Below are 16,048 nucleotides of genomic sequence, written 5' to 3'. Positions count from 1 at the left end.
TTGTACAAGCCATAATCTCAACCAGTTTATTAATAAACCAGAATCTACGTTACCTAGGAGGAATAATGATGACTCTATTAGAAAAAACAAGAAAAATTAATCAACTGCTTCAAGGAACAAAAACACAGGTCGATTTTAATGAAATGGCACAAACACTACGTGACGTCATTCAAACAAATACATTTGTGGTAAGTCGTCGTGGTAAAATACTCGGACTTTCATTGAAACTTGAATTTGAGAATGAACGCATGCAAAAGATGTTTGAAAGCAGGCAGCTTCCAGACACATATACACAAAATCTTTTTATGGTAGCACAAACATCCCCGAACTTGGATGTCAACAGTGAATTTAGTGTGTTCCCTGATGAAAACAAAGATCTGTTTGAAAGTGGATTGACAACGGTTGTGCCGATTGTGGGTGGAGGAGAAAGACTCGGCACCTTGATCCTTTCTCGACTTAACGAAACGTTCACAGATGAAGATCTGATACTTGCAGAATACGGGGCAACGGTTGTCGGTATGGAAATTTTGAGAGAAAAAACAGATGAAGTAGAAGAAGAAGCTCGTGAAAAAGCTATTGTTCAAATGGCAATTGGCTCGTTGTCTTATAGTGAACTTGAAGCTATTGAACATATTTTTGAAGAATTGGACGGCAAAGAAGGATTGCTGGTTGCCAGCAAAATTGCTGATCGCGTCGGTATCACACGTTCGGTTATTGTCAATGCGCTGAGAAAATTGGAAAGTGCAGGAGTTATTGAATCACGTTCTCTCGGAATGAAAGGTACTTACATTAAAGTACTTAACGATAAATTTCTTTATGAGTTAAATCGCATCAAGGGAGAATAAGTTTTCAAGATTTGAAATGAATTATTAGGTAAAGCAATGGGACTTATGGCCACTGGACTTTGTGACCATAAGTCCTTTTTTGTGACATTTTTTTCACATGTAGTCGTCATGAATACAATATAGTGCTCATGGCCTGTTTTTTGATTGCAAAAGAATAATAATTACGCTTACATTAAGTGTTTATTAATAAACATGAAATATAATAGTGAAATATATAAGACTATATGACTATTATCGATCCTGAAATAAAGGTTGAATAAAGTCGAATCGTATACATTCACGTAGACAATGGTCAAAAAGTTGATAAAATAGACATAGGTACTCTAACTGATCTAGGCTATATTGAAATAAGGAGGATATTGAACGATGTTTTCAGTCACTCCACTAAACGCAATTGAACGGGCATTGAACGGATCAATGGCGGAGCAGAATGCAATTGCACAAAATATCGCTAATGTTGATACGCCTAATTACAAAGCACAAAAAGTTACTTTTAACGATGTATTGCAGACTAAGCTAAAAGCAAATCGCACCGATGAGTCGCAGATCGATTTCTCATCCTCCGAAGACTCAGGATACAGAACGGTGACTGACAATTATGGATCAGTTCAAAATAATGGTAATAATGTTGATCTTGATCATGAGATGTCTGAATTGGCTCAAAATCAATTGCTTTATCAGACGCTTAGCCAAGCTGCCAGCGACCAATTTAAAAAATTTAATATTGTATTAGGAGGCTCTTGAAAATATGGGAATGTTCAGCGGCCTTGATATTTCTGCCTCAGGTCTTACAGCACAGCGGTTTCGTATGGATGTTGTTTCTGCAAATATTGCTAATCAGGATACAACACGTGGACGCTATGTCGATGGAAAGTGGCAGCCTTATACGAGGAAAGTAGTGAACTTAAAAACGATAGGATCCAATACCTTCAACTCTATGCTGCAATCTTCTCTTGGAAGTTCGGCGGGTGGTGTTGAAGTTTCGTCGGTCAGCGAAGATCCTACTGCTTACCCAGTTAAATATGATCCGGAAAATCCTGATGCTGATCAAAACGGCTATGTACAAGAACCCAATGTTGATCCACTTAAAGAAATGGTCGACTTAATGGATGCTAATCGTTCTTATGAAGCCGGAGTTACAGTGATGAATGCGAATAAAAACATGCTTACGCATGCGTTAGATATAGGAAGGTAGGTTTTAGACAGTGAACATTACACCTATCAGTATCAATTCAACAGCGGATACTGCAGCATCGTCCGGGAAGCAGACAGCTGCTCAAGCCCAGCAAGGATTTGCAGGAGCGCTTGAAAATGCGCTCGGCTCAGTGAACGCGTCGCAGCAGTCTGCCAATCAAATGGTTACCGATTTGGCGAATGGAAGTACCGATGTTGATTTACATAATGTAATGATTGCCATGCAGAAGGCTGATGTCATGCTTAAGACAACCGTACAGGTTCGCGATCGAGTGATCGAAGCATACCAAGAAATCATGAGAATGCAGGTTTGATTGATACTGGTATTCAAGCATCCGGCGCGAAGATGAACGGAGGAAGAAGACATGAAAGAACGATTGTCGGCATGGATTCATCGATTAAGAAATTTTTGGATCGAATTGCCGAGAAAAAACAAGATTTGGATCATTGGCGGCACTTCAGCAATCATATTTGCGATTATTGTACTGTTGCTTTTGACTAATATAAAACATTACACACCATTGTACAGCGATCTTTCAGAGAGCGAAGCAGGTCAAATTACGGATACTCTTGATAGTAAGAAGATTCCTTACAAGCTTTCGGACGGTGGAACGACGATCAGTGTTCCGAAGGATCAGGTCGATCAGCTCAAGGTTGATCTCGCTTCAGAAGGTCTTCCTAAAACGGGACAGATCGACTACTCGTTCTTTAGTCAGAATGCGGGCTTTGGAATGACAGATAAGCAATTTGACGTTGTTCAGCGCGCTGCGATGCAAACGGAATTAGCTAATTTAATTTCGAATACAAAAGGTGTTAAATCCGCAAAGGTAATGATTACGCTGCCGCAGAATGATGTTTGGGTAAGTGACCAGAACAATGAGAGCAAGGCATCAGCATCAATAGTATTGAACCTTGCAACAGGGAGTCAGCTAAGTTCGGATCAGGTAAATGGGTTGTACCATCTGGTTTCGAAGAGTGTTCCTAACCTGCCTACTGATAATATCGTCATAATGGATCAATATTTTAACTATTATGATCTAAAAAATAATACATCCAGCGGATCGGTTACATCCACCTACGATCAACAGCAGTCAATCATTCGCGATGTTGAAAGCAATGTACAGCGACGAGTGACACAGATGTTGACGATGATGATGGGCGAAGGCAAAGTGATGGTAAATGTTACTGCCAACGTTGATTTTACCCAGTCGAAGGAAAAACAGGATCTTGTTGAGCCTGTAAACCAACAGACAATGGAAGGCCTTCAGACCAGTACGGAACACATTACGGAGACCTATACCGGTCAAGGCGCTGAAGGGCAAGCAGGAACAGGTACGAATGATGTGCCGACGTATCAAAATGGTGAGAGCGGGAATGGAAGCTATCAGAAAGTCGAAGATCGAGTAAATAATGTATTTAATAAAATACATCGTGACGTGGTCAATAGTCCTTATAAGGTTACGGATCTCGGTATTCAGGTTATGATCGAGCCTCCGACAGCCGGCAACAATAATTCTTTGTCAGCTCAGAGGATTAATGATGTCCGCTCCATCCTTAATTCGATTATAAAAACGTCTGTCTCAGATTCGCAGGGTCAGGAACTATCTAATAATCAAATCACTCAAAAGACATCGGTCACTGTTGGCCGGTTTAATGGAAAAGCTGCAACACAAACACAAAACAGTGGATTAAATTGGTTCTATGTCATCGGAGGAATTGTTCTGGCGTTAGTTGTCGGTCTTATCCTTTGGCTCGTATTGCGCCGGAGAAGAATGACTGAGGATGCAGCTGTTGATCAGACTGTTGTACAGGATATACCTCAACAGGAAGATTATGAAGCTATGTTGAACAAGGAAAATCCGGAAAAGAAGAAGTACAACGAGCTTGAAAAGATGGCAAGACAGAAACCAGATCAATTTGTCAAACTGCTTAGAAGCTGGATGGCTGAGGACAAATAAAGGAGAGTTGGCCGTTATGCCTGAACGAAAAACAAAATTAACCGGAAAACAAAAAGCGGCTATTCTGATGATTGCGCTGGGAACGGATGTCTCTGCCACTATTTTTAAGCAGTTCACGGAACAAGAAATTGAAGATATGACATTAGAAATTTCTAATGCACGAAAAATAGATGCAGACACCAAAGCACAAGTGATCGACGAATTTTTCCAGACCGCTCTTGCACAAGAATACATATCTCAAGGCGGCATCGGTTACGCAAAACAAATTTTAGAGAAGGCACTTGGTTCTGATGAGGCAAACAAGGTCATTCAAAGACTGACCTCGACACTGCAAGTCAAACCCTTTGACTTTATGCGTAAAAGTGATCCGCAGCAAATATTAAATTTTATCCAAAACGAACATCCGCAAACTATTGCGCTTGTTCTTTCTTATTTAGATCCTGACCAGGCAGGCGCAGTTTTATCTGCCTTGTCTGTTGAACAGCAAGCAAATGTTGCTCGGAGAATTGCGCAAATGGATCGTACATCGCCGGAGACGATTACACAAGTTGAGCGGATTCTCGAGAAGAAGATCTCTAACTCGTCAGTAAATGAAGATTATACTCAGACAGGAGGAATTTCCTCGATTGTCAGTGTTTTAAACGGAGTTGATCGGACAACTGAACGCAATATATTGGAAAAATTGGAGACTCATGATCCGGATCTGGCAGAAGAAATTAAAAAGCGTATGTTCGTCTTTGAAGATATTGTTGTGTTAGATGATCGTGCCATTCAGCGTGTCATTCGCGAAAGTGAGAATGAGGATTTGATTCTTGCGATGCGAACAGCCAGCGACGAAGTTAAAGATTTGCTGTTTAAAAATATGTCTGAACGAATGGCTGCCAGCTTCAAAGAAGAAATGGAATATATGGGCCCAGTTAGACTGCATGATGTTGAAGAAGCGCAAACCAAAATTGTCAACACAATTCGTAAGCTTGAAGATGCTGGAGAGATTGTGATCGCTCGTGGCAAGGGGGATGACGTGATTGTCTAATTTGATCAAACAGGCTCGCTCTGAGGGAAAAGCAAAAGTCGTTCATATTTCTGCTGTCATCGATCCTCACTTAGATTCATTAAATGCCGAAATGGATCAAGACGCAATTGAAAAAACACTGAGTGAAAAGATTGATGAGACAAAGCGAGAAGCCAATCGTTTGATTAAAGAGGCAGAATCAAAGGCAGATAAAATTAGACAGCAGATTGCTCAGGATGAAGAATCAGCAAAGCGCAGCCAAGCAGAAGCGTATGAGCAGAAACTGAAAGAAGGCTACGCAGTCGGGTTCAGCAATGGAACAAAAGCGGCAAAAGAACAATTCGCTTCACTTGTAGATCAGGGCAACCAATTTGTTGATCAAGCAAAAAATTTTTTTAATGAATCCATAAAAGAAGCTCAACCTGAAATTTTGAAATTGTCAATTGCTGTTGCTGAAAAAATAATCGGTACTTCAGTGGCTCTTGATGAAGACAAATGGTTTGCTCTAGTTGCTAAAGCGGTTCGAGAAGTCCGAGAGCAAGAAACAATAAAAATAACCGTTTCCCCGAAACATTTTGATCATCTCAATCAAAATAGATGGGAATTCGATAAGATCGTGCAAGATGCAAAAGTGTACGTCTATGCTGACAGCGACTTTTCAGATGATGCATGCACGATTGAAACCTCTTTCGGAAAAATTGATGCCAGTGTTGATAGTCAGCTTCAGGTTATTAAAGAAAAACTTGCTGAATTGATGGAGGAGAAAGGCTGATGAATGTAGACCATCTGATTGACGAGCTCGCAACCATTGACAGCTATCGGCGATATGGGAAAATCAATCGGGTTGTTGGGCTGCTGATTGAATCCAAAGGGCCCTCAGCATCAGTTGGTGATGTTTGTTTAATACATATTCAGTCAGGTCGAAGAAAAATAATGGCAGAGGTTGTTGGATTCAAAGATGAAAACATTTTATTGATGCCGTATACATCGGTCGCTCAGATCGCACCTGGCTGTTTGGTAGAAGCAACGGACAAACCTCTTGAAGTAAAAGTGAATGAAGAACTCCTCGGACAGGTTTGCGACAGCTTGGGACGACCGGTCTCTGGCATGACATTCTCAAAACCGGTTGATAGTGTACCGACGAATCAAGAACCGCCTGACCCAATGACGCGGCCACGTATTACGACACCGATCGAATTGGGTATTCGATCAATCAATGGTTTGCTTACGGTTGGGAAAGGGCAGCGCGTTGGCATTTTCGCCGGGAGCGGTGTTGGGAAAAGCACGTTGATGGGGATGATTGCCAGAAACACATCAGCTGACTTGAATGTTATTGCTTTGATTGGTGAACGGGGAAGAGAGGTGCGAGAATTTCTTGAAAAGGATCTTGGACCGGAGGGTATGAAGCATTCCATTGTCATTGTTGCGACCAGTGATCAACCTGCATTAATGAGAATCAAAGGTGCCTTTGTCGCAACGGCAATTGCCGAATATTTTCGTGCAAAAGGGAAAGACGTTCTGCTCATGATGGATTCCCTGACTCGTGTTGCCATGAGCCAGCGTGAAATCGGTCTTGCAATCGGTGAACCGCCTACGACAAAAGGATATCCGCCATCGGTGTTTGCTTTGCTTCCAAAATTATTAGAACGGGCAGGTACCAATGCAAATGGAACAATTACTGCATTCTATACGGTCTTAGTTGATGGGGACGATCTTGATGAACCTATCTCTGATACAGCACGCGGTATTTTGGACGGGCATATTGTACTCGATCGTGCGCTCGCACAAAAGGGGCAATATCCGGCTGTCAATCTATTAAAAAGTGTCAGCCGTGTCATGAACGAGATCTGTTCACAAGAACATTTGCAGGCAGCACAAAAATTTCGAACGCTGCTTTCTCAGTATACTGAATCAGAAGACCTTATTAATATTGGAGCATATAAGCAGGGCAGTTCTTCAGCGATTGATGAAGCCATTCACTTTCATCAGAAGGTGCTGGACTATTTACGTCAATCAGAGAAGGTTCGTGTGACGCTCAAAGATTCAGTCAACCAATTGTTTCATGATTTCGGGCAGGAGATGAGCACCAATGGCATTTGAGTATCGCTTTGAACGTGTGATGAAGCTGGCAGAGAGTGAAAAGCAAAATCTTGAAGCTCAATATAAACGACTGTTTGACGATTTCGAACGTCTAGCTCGAAAATTAATTGAGTTAATGGACCTTAAGGAAAAAGCACAAACGGATCTTCAGAAGCAAATGAGTCAGGCGATTACAATCGATCAGATGAAGATAGGAATAACGGATGTTAACACGATGGATTCCCTTATTGATGTTACAAATAAACGATACATAAGAGCAAAAGTCAGATTAGAAGACTTTCAAACAAGATTACAGGAGAAAGCAATGGAAGTAAAAAAATATGAAAAGATGAAGGAAAAGCAGCAAATGATTTATCGGCGGTTGATGCAAAAGGCAGAAATGAAACAGATGGATGAAATTGCAAGTCAACGTACGGTAAGTCGGTGAGGAGGTACTGAAGAATGGAAGAAACGAAACATACGAGTTTTGGACTGAAATTAATAAAAGTAGTTTCAGCAATTCTAGTTCCTATCATTTTTTTATTGCTGCTTGCGGCCTTATTCTTAAAATTATCCGGCCTTAATCCAGTCGATGAAGCCAAAAATTTGATTTTTCGTAATAACAACAATGCCGTTCAGCAAACGACATCTGCGGACGCTTCACAAACTGCACAGTTAAAAACGGATAATACTGCTCAGCGATCAACCATTAAGAAATTGCAAAGTGACAAAAATAAATTGACGGATCAAATTGCAGAGCTGAAAAATCAATTAAAACAGGCGCAAAGCGAGGCAAATGCAACAAATAAACAAACAAAAAGTCAGGCGTCCTTAGCGCGTCAGGCAGTGTATGCTCAGACGTACAAGTCCATGGATCCGGCAAAAGCAGCGGCTATTTTTAATAAGCTGTCGGTCAAACAAGCCGCTGAATATATTAATCTCCTTGATGACAAAACGAAGGCTGCGATACTTGAAAATATGGACGTAACAAAAGCCGCTGCACTGACACCGTTATTAAAAGCAAACACAACCAGTACAGATTCTTCATCGTCGGCAGCAGCGACTACAAGTACGACACCATAAAAATTAGAACTCTTTGAAAGGAGGTGAAACTATGAATGCGAATGTGATCGATATCAAAGCTGAAAAATCAGAGGCATTGTCTACCGTAAAAAGAAAGAAAAAAAATTCTAAAAACGCGGAGCATTCCTTTCTTTCAATCATGCATCTTTTTCAGCAAGCCGGGATTGCTGAAATCAGTGGTAAGGCGGCTCAATCTGATTCTTCACGTGCGCAGCTTGAAAAAGATAAATCTCAATCATCTGAAACAGCTTCAGCAGCAAAAAATACGCAAAAAGATAACTTATTATTGAAATCTGTACCTGCTAAGAAAAAAAGTTTGGAGCAGAAAACAGCTGTGCATGGGTTAGCTAAGGAAAATGTGACTAAAAAATTTGGCTCCATTCACAAGAATGATGACCTTCAAGGAGTACATGTAACGAGTTCGACTCATCCGTCGGATCCGACTCATCATTTAAGCATAAAGAGCAATGGATTATTAATACCCGAGTCTGCAGATCTAAAACAACAGCAGGTAAAGACAAACTCTATCGGTGATGCTCAGTTAAGCAAAAGTGATCAGAACCATGCAAATGCTGAACAACAAATTGTGAATCATTCCTTTGTTACAGATAAACAGCAACACAGCATGCAAGGCAACCATCAACAGAATGTTGAAACAGCTACTTTAATTGCAACAAAACAGCATTCACAGCAACAAAACAGTCAGTTAAAAGATCATGTGAAAGATGGAAAGATTTTGAACGGTAGTCAACACGGGTCATTGAACAGTCAAAAAAAAGAATCTTCCAATGAAAATAATCAAATCTCATTGAAAAAAGTCAATGCAAATGATGAACAAGGACAAGCGGATCATTCAAGAAATCAAAGCCGATTAGAACACCATCGCGCTGCTTCAGGACAAATGAGCAAGTTAGAGCTGTGGACTGCTTTCCAGTCAGGAAAAAGTGTGGAAAACGAAAAATCTGTTCATGATCAAGTCGCGGATCATCTCAGTGAATGGCTCGGAAAATCATCGTTCAAGCTCGAAAAAAATGGCATGCAGTCCTATACAGTCACTTTGTATCCTGAACATCTTGGTAAACTGGTTATTTCTGTCAGTCGTGGTGAGCAGGGCCTGACAGCGCAATTAACTGCTGAAACGCAGAAAACGAAAGAACTGCTTGAGAGCGGTCTGGGACAGCTGAAGCATGATTGTGCCGGTCGAGGAATCAATTTGGCACAAATTGATGTAAATCGGCAGCTCTATCAAACTTCCGCTGAGAATGCCTCAAACCAAGGGCAGCAACATGACTCATCCCAGCAACATGATGATTCTCAAGGGGAAAATCAGGAACAGCATAAACAAAGAAATCATACAGACATGGAAGCGGATCAGAATGATCATTTATTTCTTGATTACATGATGGGAGGAGGGATTTGAAATGAGTACTGGTACGACAGTAAACGGGACAACAGCAACAACAAGTACCCAATCGTCAACATCGAGTGTCAATAGTGCTCTTGATAAAAATTCTTTTTTAAAGCTTTTGATTGCGCAGTTAACCAATCAAGATCCGACGTCACCTATGGATACGTCGCAATTTGTGTCACAGATGGCGGAATTCACGACACTTGAACAGACACAGAATATGAGTGATGCGATTGACAAGCTGGTAGCAACGCAATCGAATCAATCATTATCTGAACAAGCATCGATGATTGGCAAACAAATTAGCTGGAACGAAACAACTACGGACAGCGACGGAAATCCGGTGACTGATTCATTAAGTGGAATTGTACAAGCCGTGACCTTAAAAGACGGCTCAGTTTCCTACCTGACAAGCGATGGGGATCAAGTTGATCCGGATTCGATATCGGAAATCAGCAATGTAGGAGAAGGCGTTTAAGGTGACTAAAGTAAATACTTTTACCTACAGTCCGCTTCCGCTTTCAACGTCTGTTCATACACAATCAAAAACGGATACAAAACAAAATCAAACGTTCTCGAAAAGCCTTGAAACCGAATGTGAACGATTGCCCGTAAAATTGTCAAAGCATGCGCGTGAACGGATGGATTTACGTAATATTCATATTTCAACGACTGAATGGCAGCTCATCCATTCTAAAATGCAGGAAGCAAGAAAAATGGGCATCAATGATTCACTTGTTCTGACAAAAGATGCGGCATTAGTTGTCAATACATCAAATCAGACTGTTATTACAGCAATGGGACTTGATGAAGCAAACACTCGAATTTTTTCGAACATTAACGGAACGATTGTCATTAACCAATAAGACAGCTGGACCTTTTTAAGGAGAGCTGAGACTGCCGACTGACTGAAGCAGTCAAAAAAAGGGAGGAATTCATTATGTTATTAAGATCATTAGGAACAGGTGTGACGGGACTTAAGAATTTTCAAACGTATCTTGACGTTGTAGGCAACAATATTGCAAACGTCAGTACGACAGGATTCAAAAAAGGACGCATTAATTTTGAAGATGTGTTCAGTTCGAATCTGCAAGGGGCAACTCAAAATAAAAACGCCATCCAGGTCGGACTTGGTTCAGAGTCCAGCTCAATTGATAATATCCTGACCGGAGGGACCGTAAATTCAACGGGGAATCCATATGACCTTGCTATCAATGGGGAAGGCTATTTTCAAGTAACAGACGGCAATAATACTTACTATACAAGAGCAGGCGATTTTAAACTCAATTCTGAGGGTAATGGACTTGTCAATTCGCAAGGCATGACGCTTTCTATTACTGGCGCTGTTGACTCATTTGCAGACGTGTCTTCTTTTACCGTAAATGACTCCGGGCATATTACCGGTGTTCGAACAGATAACGGTGCCGCTGCAAACTTGGGAAATATAAATCTATATGTATTTTCGAATCCAGCCGGTTTGGAAAAAGCAGGTAATTCATTGTATCAACAAACAACAGGATCTGGTAATGCAACGCTAGTGACTGCTGATAATGGACTTGGATCATCCACAAAAATCCAGCAAAATGCTCTTGAAGGCTCTAATGTTGATTTGACGGATGAAATGACGGCTCTCATTGAAGCGCAGCGTGCGTACCAGGCTAATGCGCGCACCATAACGACTGCCGATCAAATTCTTCAAGAATTAGTGCAATTGAAACGATAAATAAATGAAGGAGATGATGCGCTGGGCTTTTTTGTGCCCGGCACATTTTGTTACGAGAATGATTCAGTTAACTCATTTTAACAACCAATCGTTTATGCTTAATCCTTTTTTAATTGAGCAAGTGGAATCACTTCCGGATACGACCATTACTTTGACCAATGGGAAGAAGCTTATTGTTAGAGAATCTCCGGAAGAAGTCAGCAGGATTATGATTCAGTTTCTTAAGCAAATTTCACTAGTGTCGGGCTTGTCTGCGGAAGAAGGTGTGCTTAAATGTTCAAAAGCCGAGGAATGAACATACTTTTTATCTTTATGGTTCTCGTGATCATCGGAACGGTTGCAGCCTTTTTCATTATGTCGAATATGAGTCATAATGGTGAGACGGAGAAAGATCCGGATATAGATGAAATTGTGAAAAATCTAACCGTTGCAACCGGTGAAATCACGACGAACATAAAAGGCGATCACTTTATTAAACTCGATTTTAACATTCAAGTTTCAAGTAAAGATACGAAAGAAGAACTTGAAAAAAGGTCTTTTCAAGTAAAAAATGCAGTCATTTATACGGTATCCGGAATGACTCCGGATGATTTGCAGGATCAGAAAGGTATAGCAAATCTAGAAGATTTGGTAAAGAAGAGAATTAATGGTTTCCTAAAGAACGGTACCGTGACACATGTATACACAACAGAAAAGATTGTGCAATAATCCTAGGCAAAGGCGGAGGTGGTGAAAAAATGGCCGATATACTTTCACAATCTGAGATAGACGCATTGCTTTCCGCACTCTCAACAGGAGAAATGAATGCAGAAGAATTAAAGGATGAAGAAAAAAAATCAAAAGTTCGCGTTTACGATTTTAAACGTGCGCTTCGCTTTTCGAAGGACCAGATTCGGAGTTTGACACGTATTCATGAAAATTATGCACGGCTGCTCACTTCCTTTTTTTCCGCACAATTGAGAACCTATGTTCAAATATCCGTTGCATCGGTTGATCAATTGCCGTATGAGGAATTTATTCGTTCAATACCGTCAGCGACAGTCTTGAATATTATCGAAGCACCACCGCTAGAAGGACACTTAATTATTGAGGTGAACCCGAACATTGCCTATGCGATGCTTGACCGGCTGCTTGGCGGCAGTGGTGAGAGCATGAACAAGATTGAGAATTTGACTGAGATTGAAACGGATTTAATGAAAGGATTGTTTGAAGGCAGTCTTCCTGCTCTAAAAGAAGCCTGGACTTCTGTCGAACATGATATTAATCCCTTTCTTGTTGAACTTGAGACGAATCCGCAATTTCTTCAGCTCGTATCACCAAACGAAACAGTTATTGTCATTTCGCTGTCAGCAATGATTGGGAAATCAAGCGGTATGATTAATCTCTGTTTGCCTCATGTGGTGTTAGAGCCGATCATTCCAAAATTATCGATGCACTACTGGATGAGCGAGAAGAAAAACGATGCGACAACTGAAGAGTACCATGCACTGAAAAAAAGTGTTGAACATTCGTATGTTAATGTGACTGCTAATCTTGGTCAATCGCAAATAACGGTAAATGAGCTATTGAACTTGAATATCGGGGACGTCATCAAATTGGATCAGCATTTGGAACAGCCGATGATTGTTGAGGTCGGCGGCCTCCCGAAGTTTACCGCCCAAGCAGGTAAACGCGAGAAGCGAATTGCTGTCCAAATAATAAAAAAATTAACAGAGGAGGATGACGTCGATGAGTGACGGACAACTTTCACAAGAAGAAATTGATGCCCTTCTTGGAAAACAAGCGGAATCAAATTCAGGATCATCCGTAGATGGTCAGCCAGAACAACAAAATGGAAAAATAGAAGATGATATGTCCGATTTAGATGAAGATGTACTTGGTGAGATTGGAAACATCTCATTTGGCAGCGCAGCAACGGCATTATCCACTATTTTAAATAAGAAAGTCGAAATTACGACACCAGAAGTACATTTAGTTAATCGAAATAACCTTTCGGAGGAGTTTCCGGTCCCTCATGTTTCTGTTCTTGTTAATTATACGGAAGGTTTTCAAGGTTCATGCATGCTTGTCATTAAAACACATGACGCAAGCGTTATTGCTAATTTAATGATGGGTGGAGATGGAACCAATATCACTGATCAAATCAGTGATATGGAAATGAGTGCGGTGCAGGAAGCAATGAATCAGATGATGGGCTCATCATCGACTGCAATGTCGACTGTTTTTAATCGTCGGATCGATATATCGCCACCAAAGCTGACTCTTATGGATGTGAAAGCAAAGCAGGGGATTGACTATCTTCCAAAAGATGAGACTATGTTTGAAATTTCATTTCAGTTGAAAATCGGCGATCTAGTTGACTCACACATTATGCAGTTGATTCCGATAAACTTTGGTAAACAGCTTGTGAATTTGTTAGTTGCAGAGACCGGTGGGCAGAATACATCGGAGTCATCGGAAACAGCAGTGCAGGAACAAAAAACAAGCGGAACGCAGAACACTTTGCATGGTACGGCACATGATGAAGCGGCCGCAACAATGACCCCGGAAGCTGCGGCTTACCAAAATGTTAATGAGCATGCAGTACCTAAAGAAGATGTTCGGCCTGTACAGTTTTCTGATTTTGAAGAGCAAGCTCCTTCCCAGGATCAAGTAATGCCGAGAAACATGAATTTGCTTATGGACATACCACTTGATGTCAGTGTTGAACTCGGACACACAAAAAAAACGATTAAAGAGGTATTGGAGCTTGGCCCGGGATCAATCATTGAACTGGATAAACTCGCGGGTGAAGCTATTGATATTCTGGTTAATCAAAAATATATCGCAAAAGGCGAAGTTGTTGTTGTTGATGAGAACTTCGGCATTCGTATTACGGAGATTCTTGATCAAAGTGATCGCTTGAAAAATCTATGAATCTCTATTTACAAGAGTTGATTGGTTTTTCTCCTGATAGTTTCGCTTTTATGCACTGTCAGATATACTATATTTCATATGAATGTAACTGGAGGGATTGACGTGGCAGGACGCATACTTGTTGTTGATGATGCTGCTTTTATGAGAATGATGTTGAAAGATATCTTGACAAAGAATGGTTATGAGGTTTGCGGTGAAGGCGCAAACGGTAACGAAGCGGTAGCAAAATATGAGGAATATAAACCTGATTTAGTAACACTTGACATAACGATGCCTGAAATGGACGGAATTAATGCATTGAAGAAAATTAAGAGTGTTGATCCCAATTGCAAAGTGATTATGTGCTCCGCCATGGGACAACAGTCCATGGTCATTGATGCAATTCAGGCCGGGGCAAAGGATTTTATTGTGAAACCATTTCAACCGGATCGTGTTATCGAGGCAATAAAGAAAGCGATTGGATGAGTATCTGTGAAGAAGTCTCATTGGTATAAAATAATTATTACGCTCTTTATTCTATTATTTTTCTGCATCGGTCATAGTTCCATTTCTTATGCGGATTCCGGGAATGGTACCGTTAAGGATTGGATTGAAAACGGACAGAAAGAACAAAAAACATCGACGAAAAGCGGCAGCACACAAAAAACAAAATCAGTGAATGATACCGGTACGAATTTATTCGTTACTTTTATTAAATTGTTTTTCGCTTTATTGATTGTGTTAGCACTGATTTATTTGCTGTATCATTTCGTCGCGAAGCGTTCAGGAAGATTTGCTCAAGTTACAGCTCTGAAAAACATGGGCGGCGTCTCACTAGGCACAAACCGCTCCCTGCAATTGATTCGTGTCGGAGATGAGGTCCTTGTAGTCGGTGTTGGCGAAACCGTTCAACTGCTCAAAGAAATTAATGACCCACAAGTCATTGAAGCACTGACACAGAAAAAGGACGCTCCTGATCCTCTTGAAGAAAATGTGATGAAAGCCTTAAAATGGACGACGGATCACACGCTTCGCCGTCCAGTAGAGAGGTCAGAAAAAAAAGGAGAATCGACTGCCAGCGACGAGGATCTTCATCAGCAGCTGGTTTCGGTAAATGAAGAACGTTCAAAGAAATTAAGCGCTCTGATTCGGGAGGTCGTGAAAAAATGAACAGCATACCCGGTATATCCGCCGATTTTTTCACGAATCAGCCTCAGGATGTTGCAACAACCTTACAGTTGCTGCTTGTCTTGACCGTGCTCTCGCTTGCTCCGGCTATTTTAGTACTGATGACATGTTTTACACGGATCATCATTGTCCTTTCATTCGTCAGGACGTCGCTTTCAACTCAGCAGATGCCGCCGAATCAGGTTTTAGTTGGTCTTGCATTGTTTCTTACATTTTTTGTTATGGCTCCTGTTTATGGACAAATCAATACGGACGCTGTACAGCCCTATATGAAGAAAGAAATCACGCAGCAACAGGCATTGACAAGAGCTCAAATTCCTATAAAGGAATTCATGGCAAAAGAAACGCGAGAAAAGGATTTGCAGCTGTTCCTTGATTATGGGAAGTACAAGCAGCCGAAAAAGGTAAGCGCCATTCCGCTTACTGCATTGGTTCCTGCTTTTACAATCAGTGAATTGAAAACGGCTTTCCAAATGGGGTTCATGATTTTTATTCCTTTTCTGGTCATTGATATGGTAGTGGCAAGTATTTTGATGGCAATGGGCATGATGATGCTCCCGCCGGTCATGATTTCGCTGCCCTTTAAAATTCTGCTCTTTATCATGGTGGACGGCTGGTATCTGATCGTCGAATCATTGCTTAAGAGTTTCTAAGAAAGGTGAG

Annotated in this window: 21 protein-coding genes; all 21 read left to right on the top strand. The window is 41.0% G+C overall.

What is annotated here, in order from left to right:
- Nucleotides 1–68 precede the first annotated feature (68 nt).
- The 21 genes from codY to fliP all read left to right on the top strand — a co-directional run bounded on the left by codY (nt 69) and on the right by fliP (nt 16,038).
- Nucleotides 69–845 (top strand): GTP-sensing pleiotropic transcriptional regulator CodY, encoded by a 777-nt coding sequence (codY, locus tag AC1MBV_RS02185; protein ID WP_255746242.1) that lies wholly within the window; start codon nt 69–71, stop codon nt 843–845.
- Nucleotides 846–1,211: 366 nt separating this feature from the next.
- Complete coding sequence (flgB, locus tag AC1MBV_RS02180) at nt 1,212–1,589, top strand: flagellar basal body rod protein FlgB (RefSeq protein ID WP_255746244.1); 378 nt, start codon at nt 1,212–1,214, stop codon at nt 1,587–1,589.
- Between the two features lie 4 nt (nt 1,590–1,593).
- Nucleotides 1,594–2,040 carry a flagellar basal body rod protein FlgC gene (flgC, locus tag AC1MBV_RS02175; protein WP_255746246.1) on the top strand — a complete coding sequence of 149 codons (447 nt, stop codon included), beginning with the start codon at nt 1,594–1,596 and terminating at the stop codon, nt 2,038–2,040.
- Nucleotides 2,041–2,050: 10 nt separating this feature from the next.
- Complete coding sequence (gene fliE / locus AC1MBV_RS02170; RefSeq protein WP_255746248.1) at nt 2,051–2,353, top strand: flagellar hook-basal body complex protein FliE; 303 nt, start codon at nt 2,051–2,053, stop codon at nt 2,351–2,353.
- A gap of 51 nt (nt 2,354–2,404) precedes the next feature.
- Entirely contained in the window at nt 2,405–3,997 is a 1,593-nt protein-coding gene (fliF, locus tag AC1MBV_RS02165; protein ID WP_480947454.1) for a flagellar basal-body MS-ring/collar protein FliF, read from the top strand.
- A gap of 16 nt (nt 3,998–4,013) precedes the next feature.
- Nucleotides 4,014–5,030, top strand: a complete 1,017-nt coding sequence (fliG, locus tag AC1MBV_RS02160) for a flagellar motor switch protein FliG (RefSeq protein WP_255746252.1) — start codon at nt 4,014–4,016, stop codon at nt 5,028–5,030.
- A complete protein-coding gene (gene fliH / locus AC1MBV_RS02155) occupies nt 5,023–5,781 on the top strand; it encodes a flagellar assembly protein FliH (protein ID WP_255746254.1) in 759 nt (252 codons plus the stop codon). The genes fliG and fliH overlap by 8 nt, the downstream gene beginning before the upstream one ends.
- A complete protein-coding gene (gene fliI / locus AC1MBV_RS02150; RefSeq protein WP_255746256.1) occupies nt 5,781–7,109 on the top strand; it encodes a flagellar protein export ATPase FliI in 1,329 nt (442 codons plus the stop codon). The genes fliH and fliI overlap by 1 nt, the downstream gene beginning before the upstream one ends.
- Nucleotides 7,099–7,536 (top strand): flagellar export protein FliJ, encoded by a 438-nt coding sequence (gene fliJ, locus AC1MBV_RS02145; RefSeq protein WP_480947452.1) that lies wholly within the window; start codon nt 7,099–7,101, stop codon nt 7,534–7,536. Before fliI ends, fliJ begins: the two co-directional genes overlap by 11 nt.
- A gap of 14 nt (nt 7,537–7,550) precedes the next feature.
- On the top strand, nt 7,551–8,171 hold the full coding sequence (locus tag AC1MBV_RS02140) for a MotE family protein (RefSeq protein ID WP_255746258.1): 621 nt from the start codon (nt 7,551–7,553) through the stop codon (nt 8,169–8,171).
- 31 nt (nt 8,172–8,202) lie between these two features.
- Entirely contained in the window at nt 8,203–9,591 is a 1,389-nt protein-coding gene (locus tag AC1MBV_RS02135; RefSeq protein ID WP_480947451.1) for a flagellar hook-length control protein FliK, read from the top strand.
- A 1-nt stretch (nt 9,592) separates the two neighbouring features.
- Complete coding sequence (locus tag AC1MBV_RS02130; protein WP_480947450.1) at nt 9,593–10,057, top strand: flagellar hook capping FlgD N-terminal domain-containing protein; 465 nt, start codon at nt 9,593–9,595, stop codon at nt 10,055–10,057.
- Between the two features lies 1 nt (nt 10,058).
- Nucleotides 10,059–10,445, top strand: coding sequence for a TIGR02530 family flagellar biosynthesis protein (locus AC1MBV_RS02125; protein WP_255746261.1), 387 nt, complete (start codon nt 10,059–10,061; stop codon nt 10,443–10,445).
- 74 nt (nt 10,446–10,519) lie between these two features.
- A complete protein-coding gene (locus AC1MBV_RS02120; RefSeq protein WP_255746263.1) occupies nt 10,520–11,302 on the top strand; it encodes a flagellar hook-basal body complex protein in 783 nt (260 codons plus the stop codon).
- A 16-nt stretch (nt 11,303–11,318) separates the two neighbouring features.
- Complete coding sequence (locus AC1MBV_RS02115) at nt 11,319–11,597, top strand: flagellar FlbD family protein (protein ID WP_370645908.1); 279 nt, start codon at nt 11,319–11,321, stop codon at nt 11,595–11,597.
- Entirely contained in the window at nt 11,576–12,010 is a 435-nt protein-coding gene (gene fliL, locus AC1MBV_RS02110) for a flagellar basal body-associated protein FliL (protein ID WP_255746265.1), read from the top strand. Before AC1MBV_RS02115 ends, fliL begins: the two co-directional genes overlap by 22 nt.
- A 29-nt stretch (nt 12,011–12,039) precedes the next feature.
- A complete protein-coding gene (gene fliM / locus AC1MBV_RS02105; RefSeq protein WP_255746266.1) occupies nt 12,040–13,038 on the top strand; it encodes a flagellar motor switch protein FliM in 999 nt (332 codons plus the stop codon).
- A complete protein-coding gene (fliY, locus tag AC1MBV_RS02100) occupies nt 13,031–14,218 on the top strand; it encodes a flagellar motor switch phosphatase FliY (RefSeq protein ID WP_255746268.1) in 1,188 nt (395 codons plus the stop codon). Before fliM ends, fliY begins: the two co-directional genes overlap by 8 nt.
- 102 nt (nt 14,219–14,320) lie before the next feature.
- On the top strand, nt 14,321–14,683 hold the full coding sequence (locus AC1MBV_RS02095; RefSeq protein WP_255746271.1) for a response regulator: 363 nt from the start codon (nt 14,321–14,323) through the stop codon (nt 14,681–14,683).
- A 6-nt stretch (nt 14,684–14,689) separates the two neighbouring features.
- The gene (locus AC1MBV_RS02090) at nt 14,690–15,367 is read left to right on the top strand and encodes a flagellar biosynthetic protein FliO (RefSeq protein ID WP_255746273.1); all 678 of its coding nucleotides are present in this window, start codon (nt 14,690–14,692) and stop codon (nt 15,365–15,367) included.
- Nucleotides 15,364–16,038, top strand: coding sequence for a flagellar type III secretion system pore protein FliP (gene fliP / locus AC1MBV_RS02085; protein WP_255746275.1), 675 nt, complete (start codon nt 15,364–15,366; stop codon nt 16,036–16,038). The genes AC1MBV_RS02090 and fliP overlap by 4 nt, the downstream gene beginning before the upstream one ends.
- Nucleotides 16,039–16,048 lie beyond the last annotated feature (10 nt).

The organism is Sporolactobacillus sp. PKPK-6 (assembly GCF_056678885.1).
This window is presented reverse-complemented; position numbering and strand designations above follow the sequence as displayed.

What these genes read in the sequence shown, in the direction of transcription:
- fliJ (WP_480947452.1), top strand. Translation starts at nt 7,099, where the DNA reads ATGGCATTTGAGTATCGCTTTGAACGTGTGATGAAGCTGGCAGAGAGT.
- fliP (WP_255746275.1), top strand. Translation starts at nt 15,364, where the DNA reads ATGAACAGCATACCCGGTATATCCGCCGATTTTTTCACGAATCAGCCT.
- flgB (WP_255746244.1), top strand. Translation starts at nt 1,212, where the DNA reads ATGTTTTCAGTCACTCCACTAAACGCAATTGAACGGGCATTGAACGGA.
- flgC (WP_255746246.1), top strand. Translation starts at nt 1,594, where the DNA reads ATGGGAATGTTCAGCGGCCTTGATATTTCTGCCTCAGGTCTTACAGCA.
- fliI (WP_255746256.1), top strand. Translation starts at nt 5,781, where the DNA reads ATGAATGTAGACCATCTGATTGACGAGCTCGCAACCATTGACAGCTAT.
- fliG (WP_255746252.1), top strand. Translation starts at nt 4,014, where the DNA reads ATGCCTGAACGAAAAACAAAATTAACCGGAAAACAAAAAGCGGCTATT.
- AC1MBV_RS02115 (WP_370645908.1), top strand. Translation starts at nt 11,319, where the DNA reads ATGCGCTGGGCTTTTTTGTGCCCGGCACATTTTGTTACGAGAATGATT.
- AC1MBV_RS02130 (WP_480947450.1), top strand. Translation starts at nt 9,593, where the DNA reads ATGAGTACTGGTACGACAGTAAACGGGACAACAGCAACAACAAGTACC.
- AC1MBV_RS02140 (WP_255746258.1), top strand. Translation starts at nt 7,551, where the DNA reads ATGGAAGAAACGAAACATACGAGTTTTGGACTGAAATTAATAAAAGTA.
- fliM (WP_255746266.1), top strand. Translation starts at nt 12,040, where the DNA reads ATGGCCGATATACTTTCACAATCTGAGATAGACGCATTGCTTTCCGCA.
- fliF (WP_480947454.1), top strand. Translation starts at nt 2,405, where the DNA reads ATGAAAGAACGATTGTCGGCATGGATTCATCGATTAAGAAATTTTTGG.
- AC1MBV_RS02120 (WP_255746263.1), top strand. Translation starts at nt 10,520, where the DNA reads ATGTTATTAAGATCATTAGGAACAGGTGTGACGGGACTTAAGAATTTT.
- AC1MBV_RS02135 (WP_480947451.1), top strand. Translation starts at nt 8,203, where the DNA reads ATGAATGCGAATGTGATCGATATCAAAGCTGAAAAATCAGAGGCATTG.
- codY (WP_255746242.1), top strand. Translation starts at nt 69, where the DNA reads ATGACTCTATTAGAAAAAACAAGAAAAATTAATCAACTGCTTCAAGGA.
- fliY (WP_255746268.1), top strand. Translation starts at nt 13,031, where the DNA reads ATGAGTGACGGACAACTTTCACAAGAAGAAATTGATGCCCTTCTTGGA.
- fliL (WP_255746265.1), top strand. Translation starts at nt 11,576, where the DNA reads ATGTTCAAAAGCCGAGGAATGAACATACTTTTTATCTTTATGGTTCTC.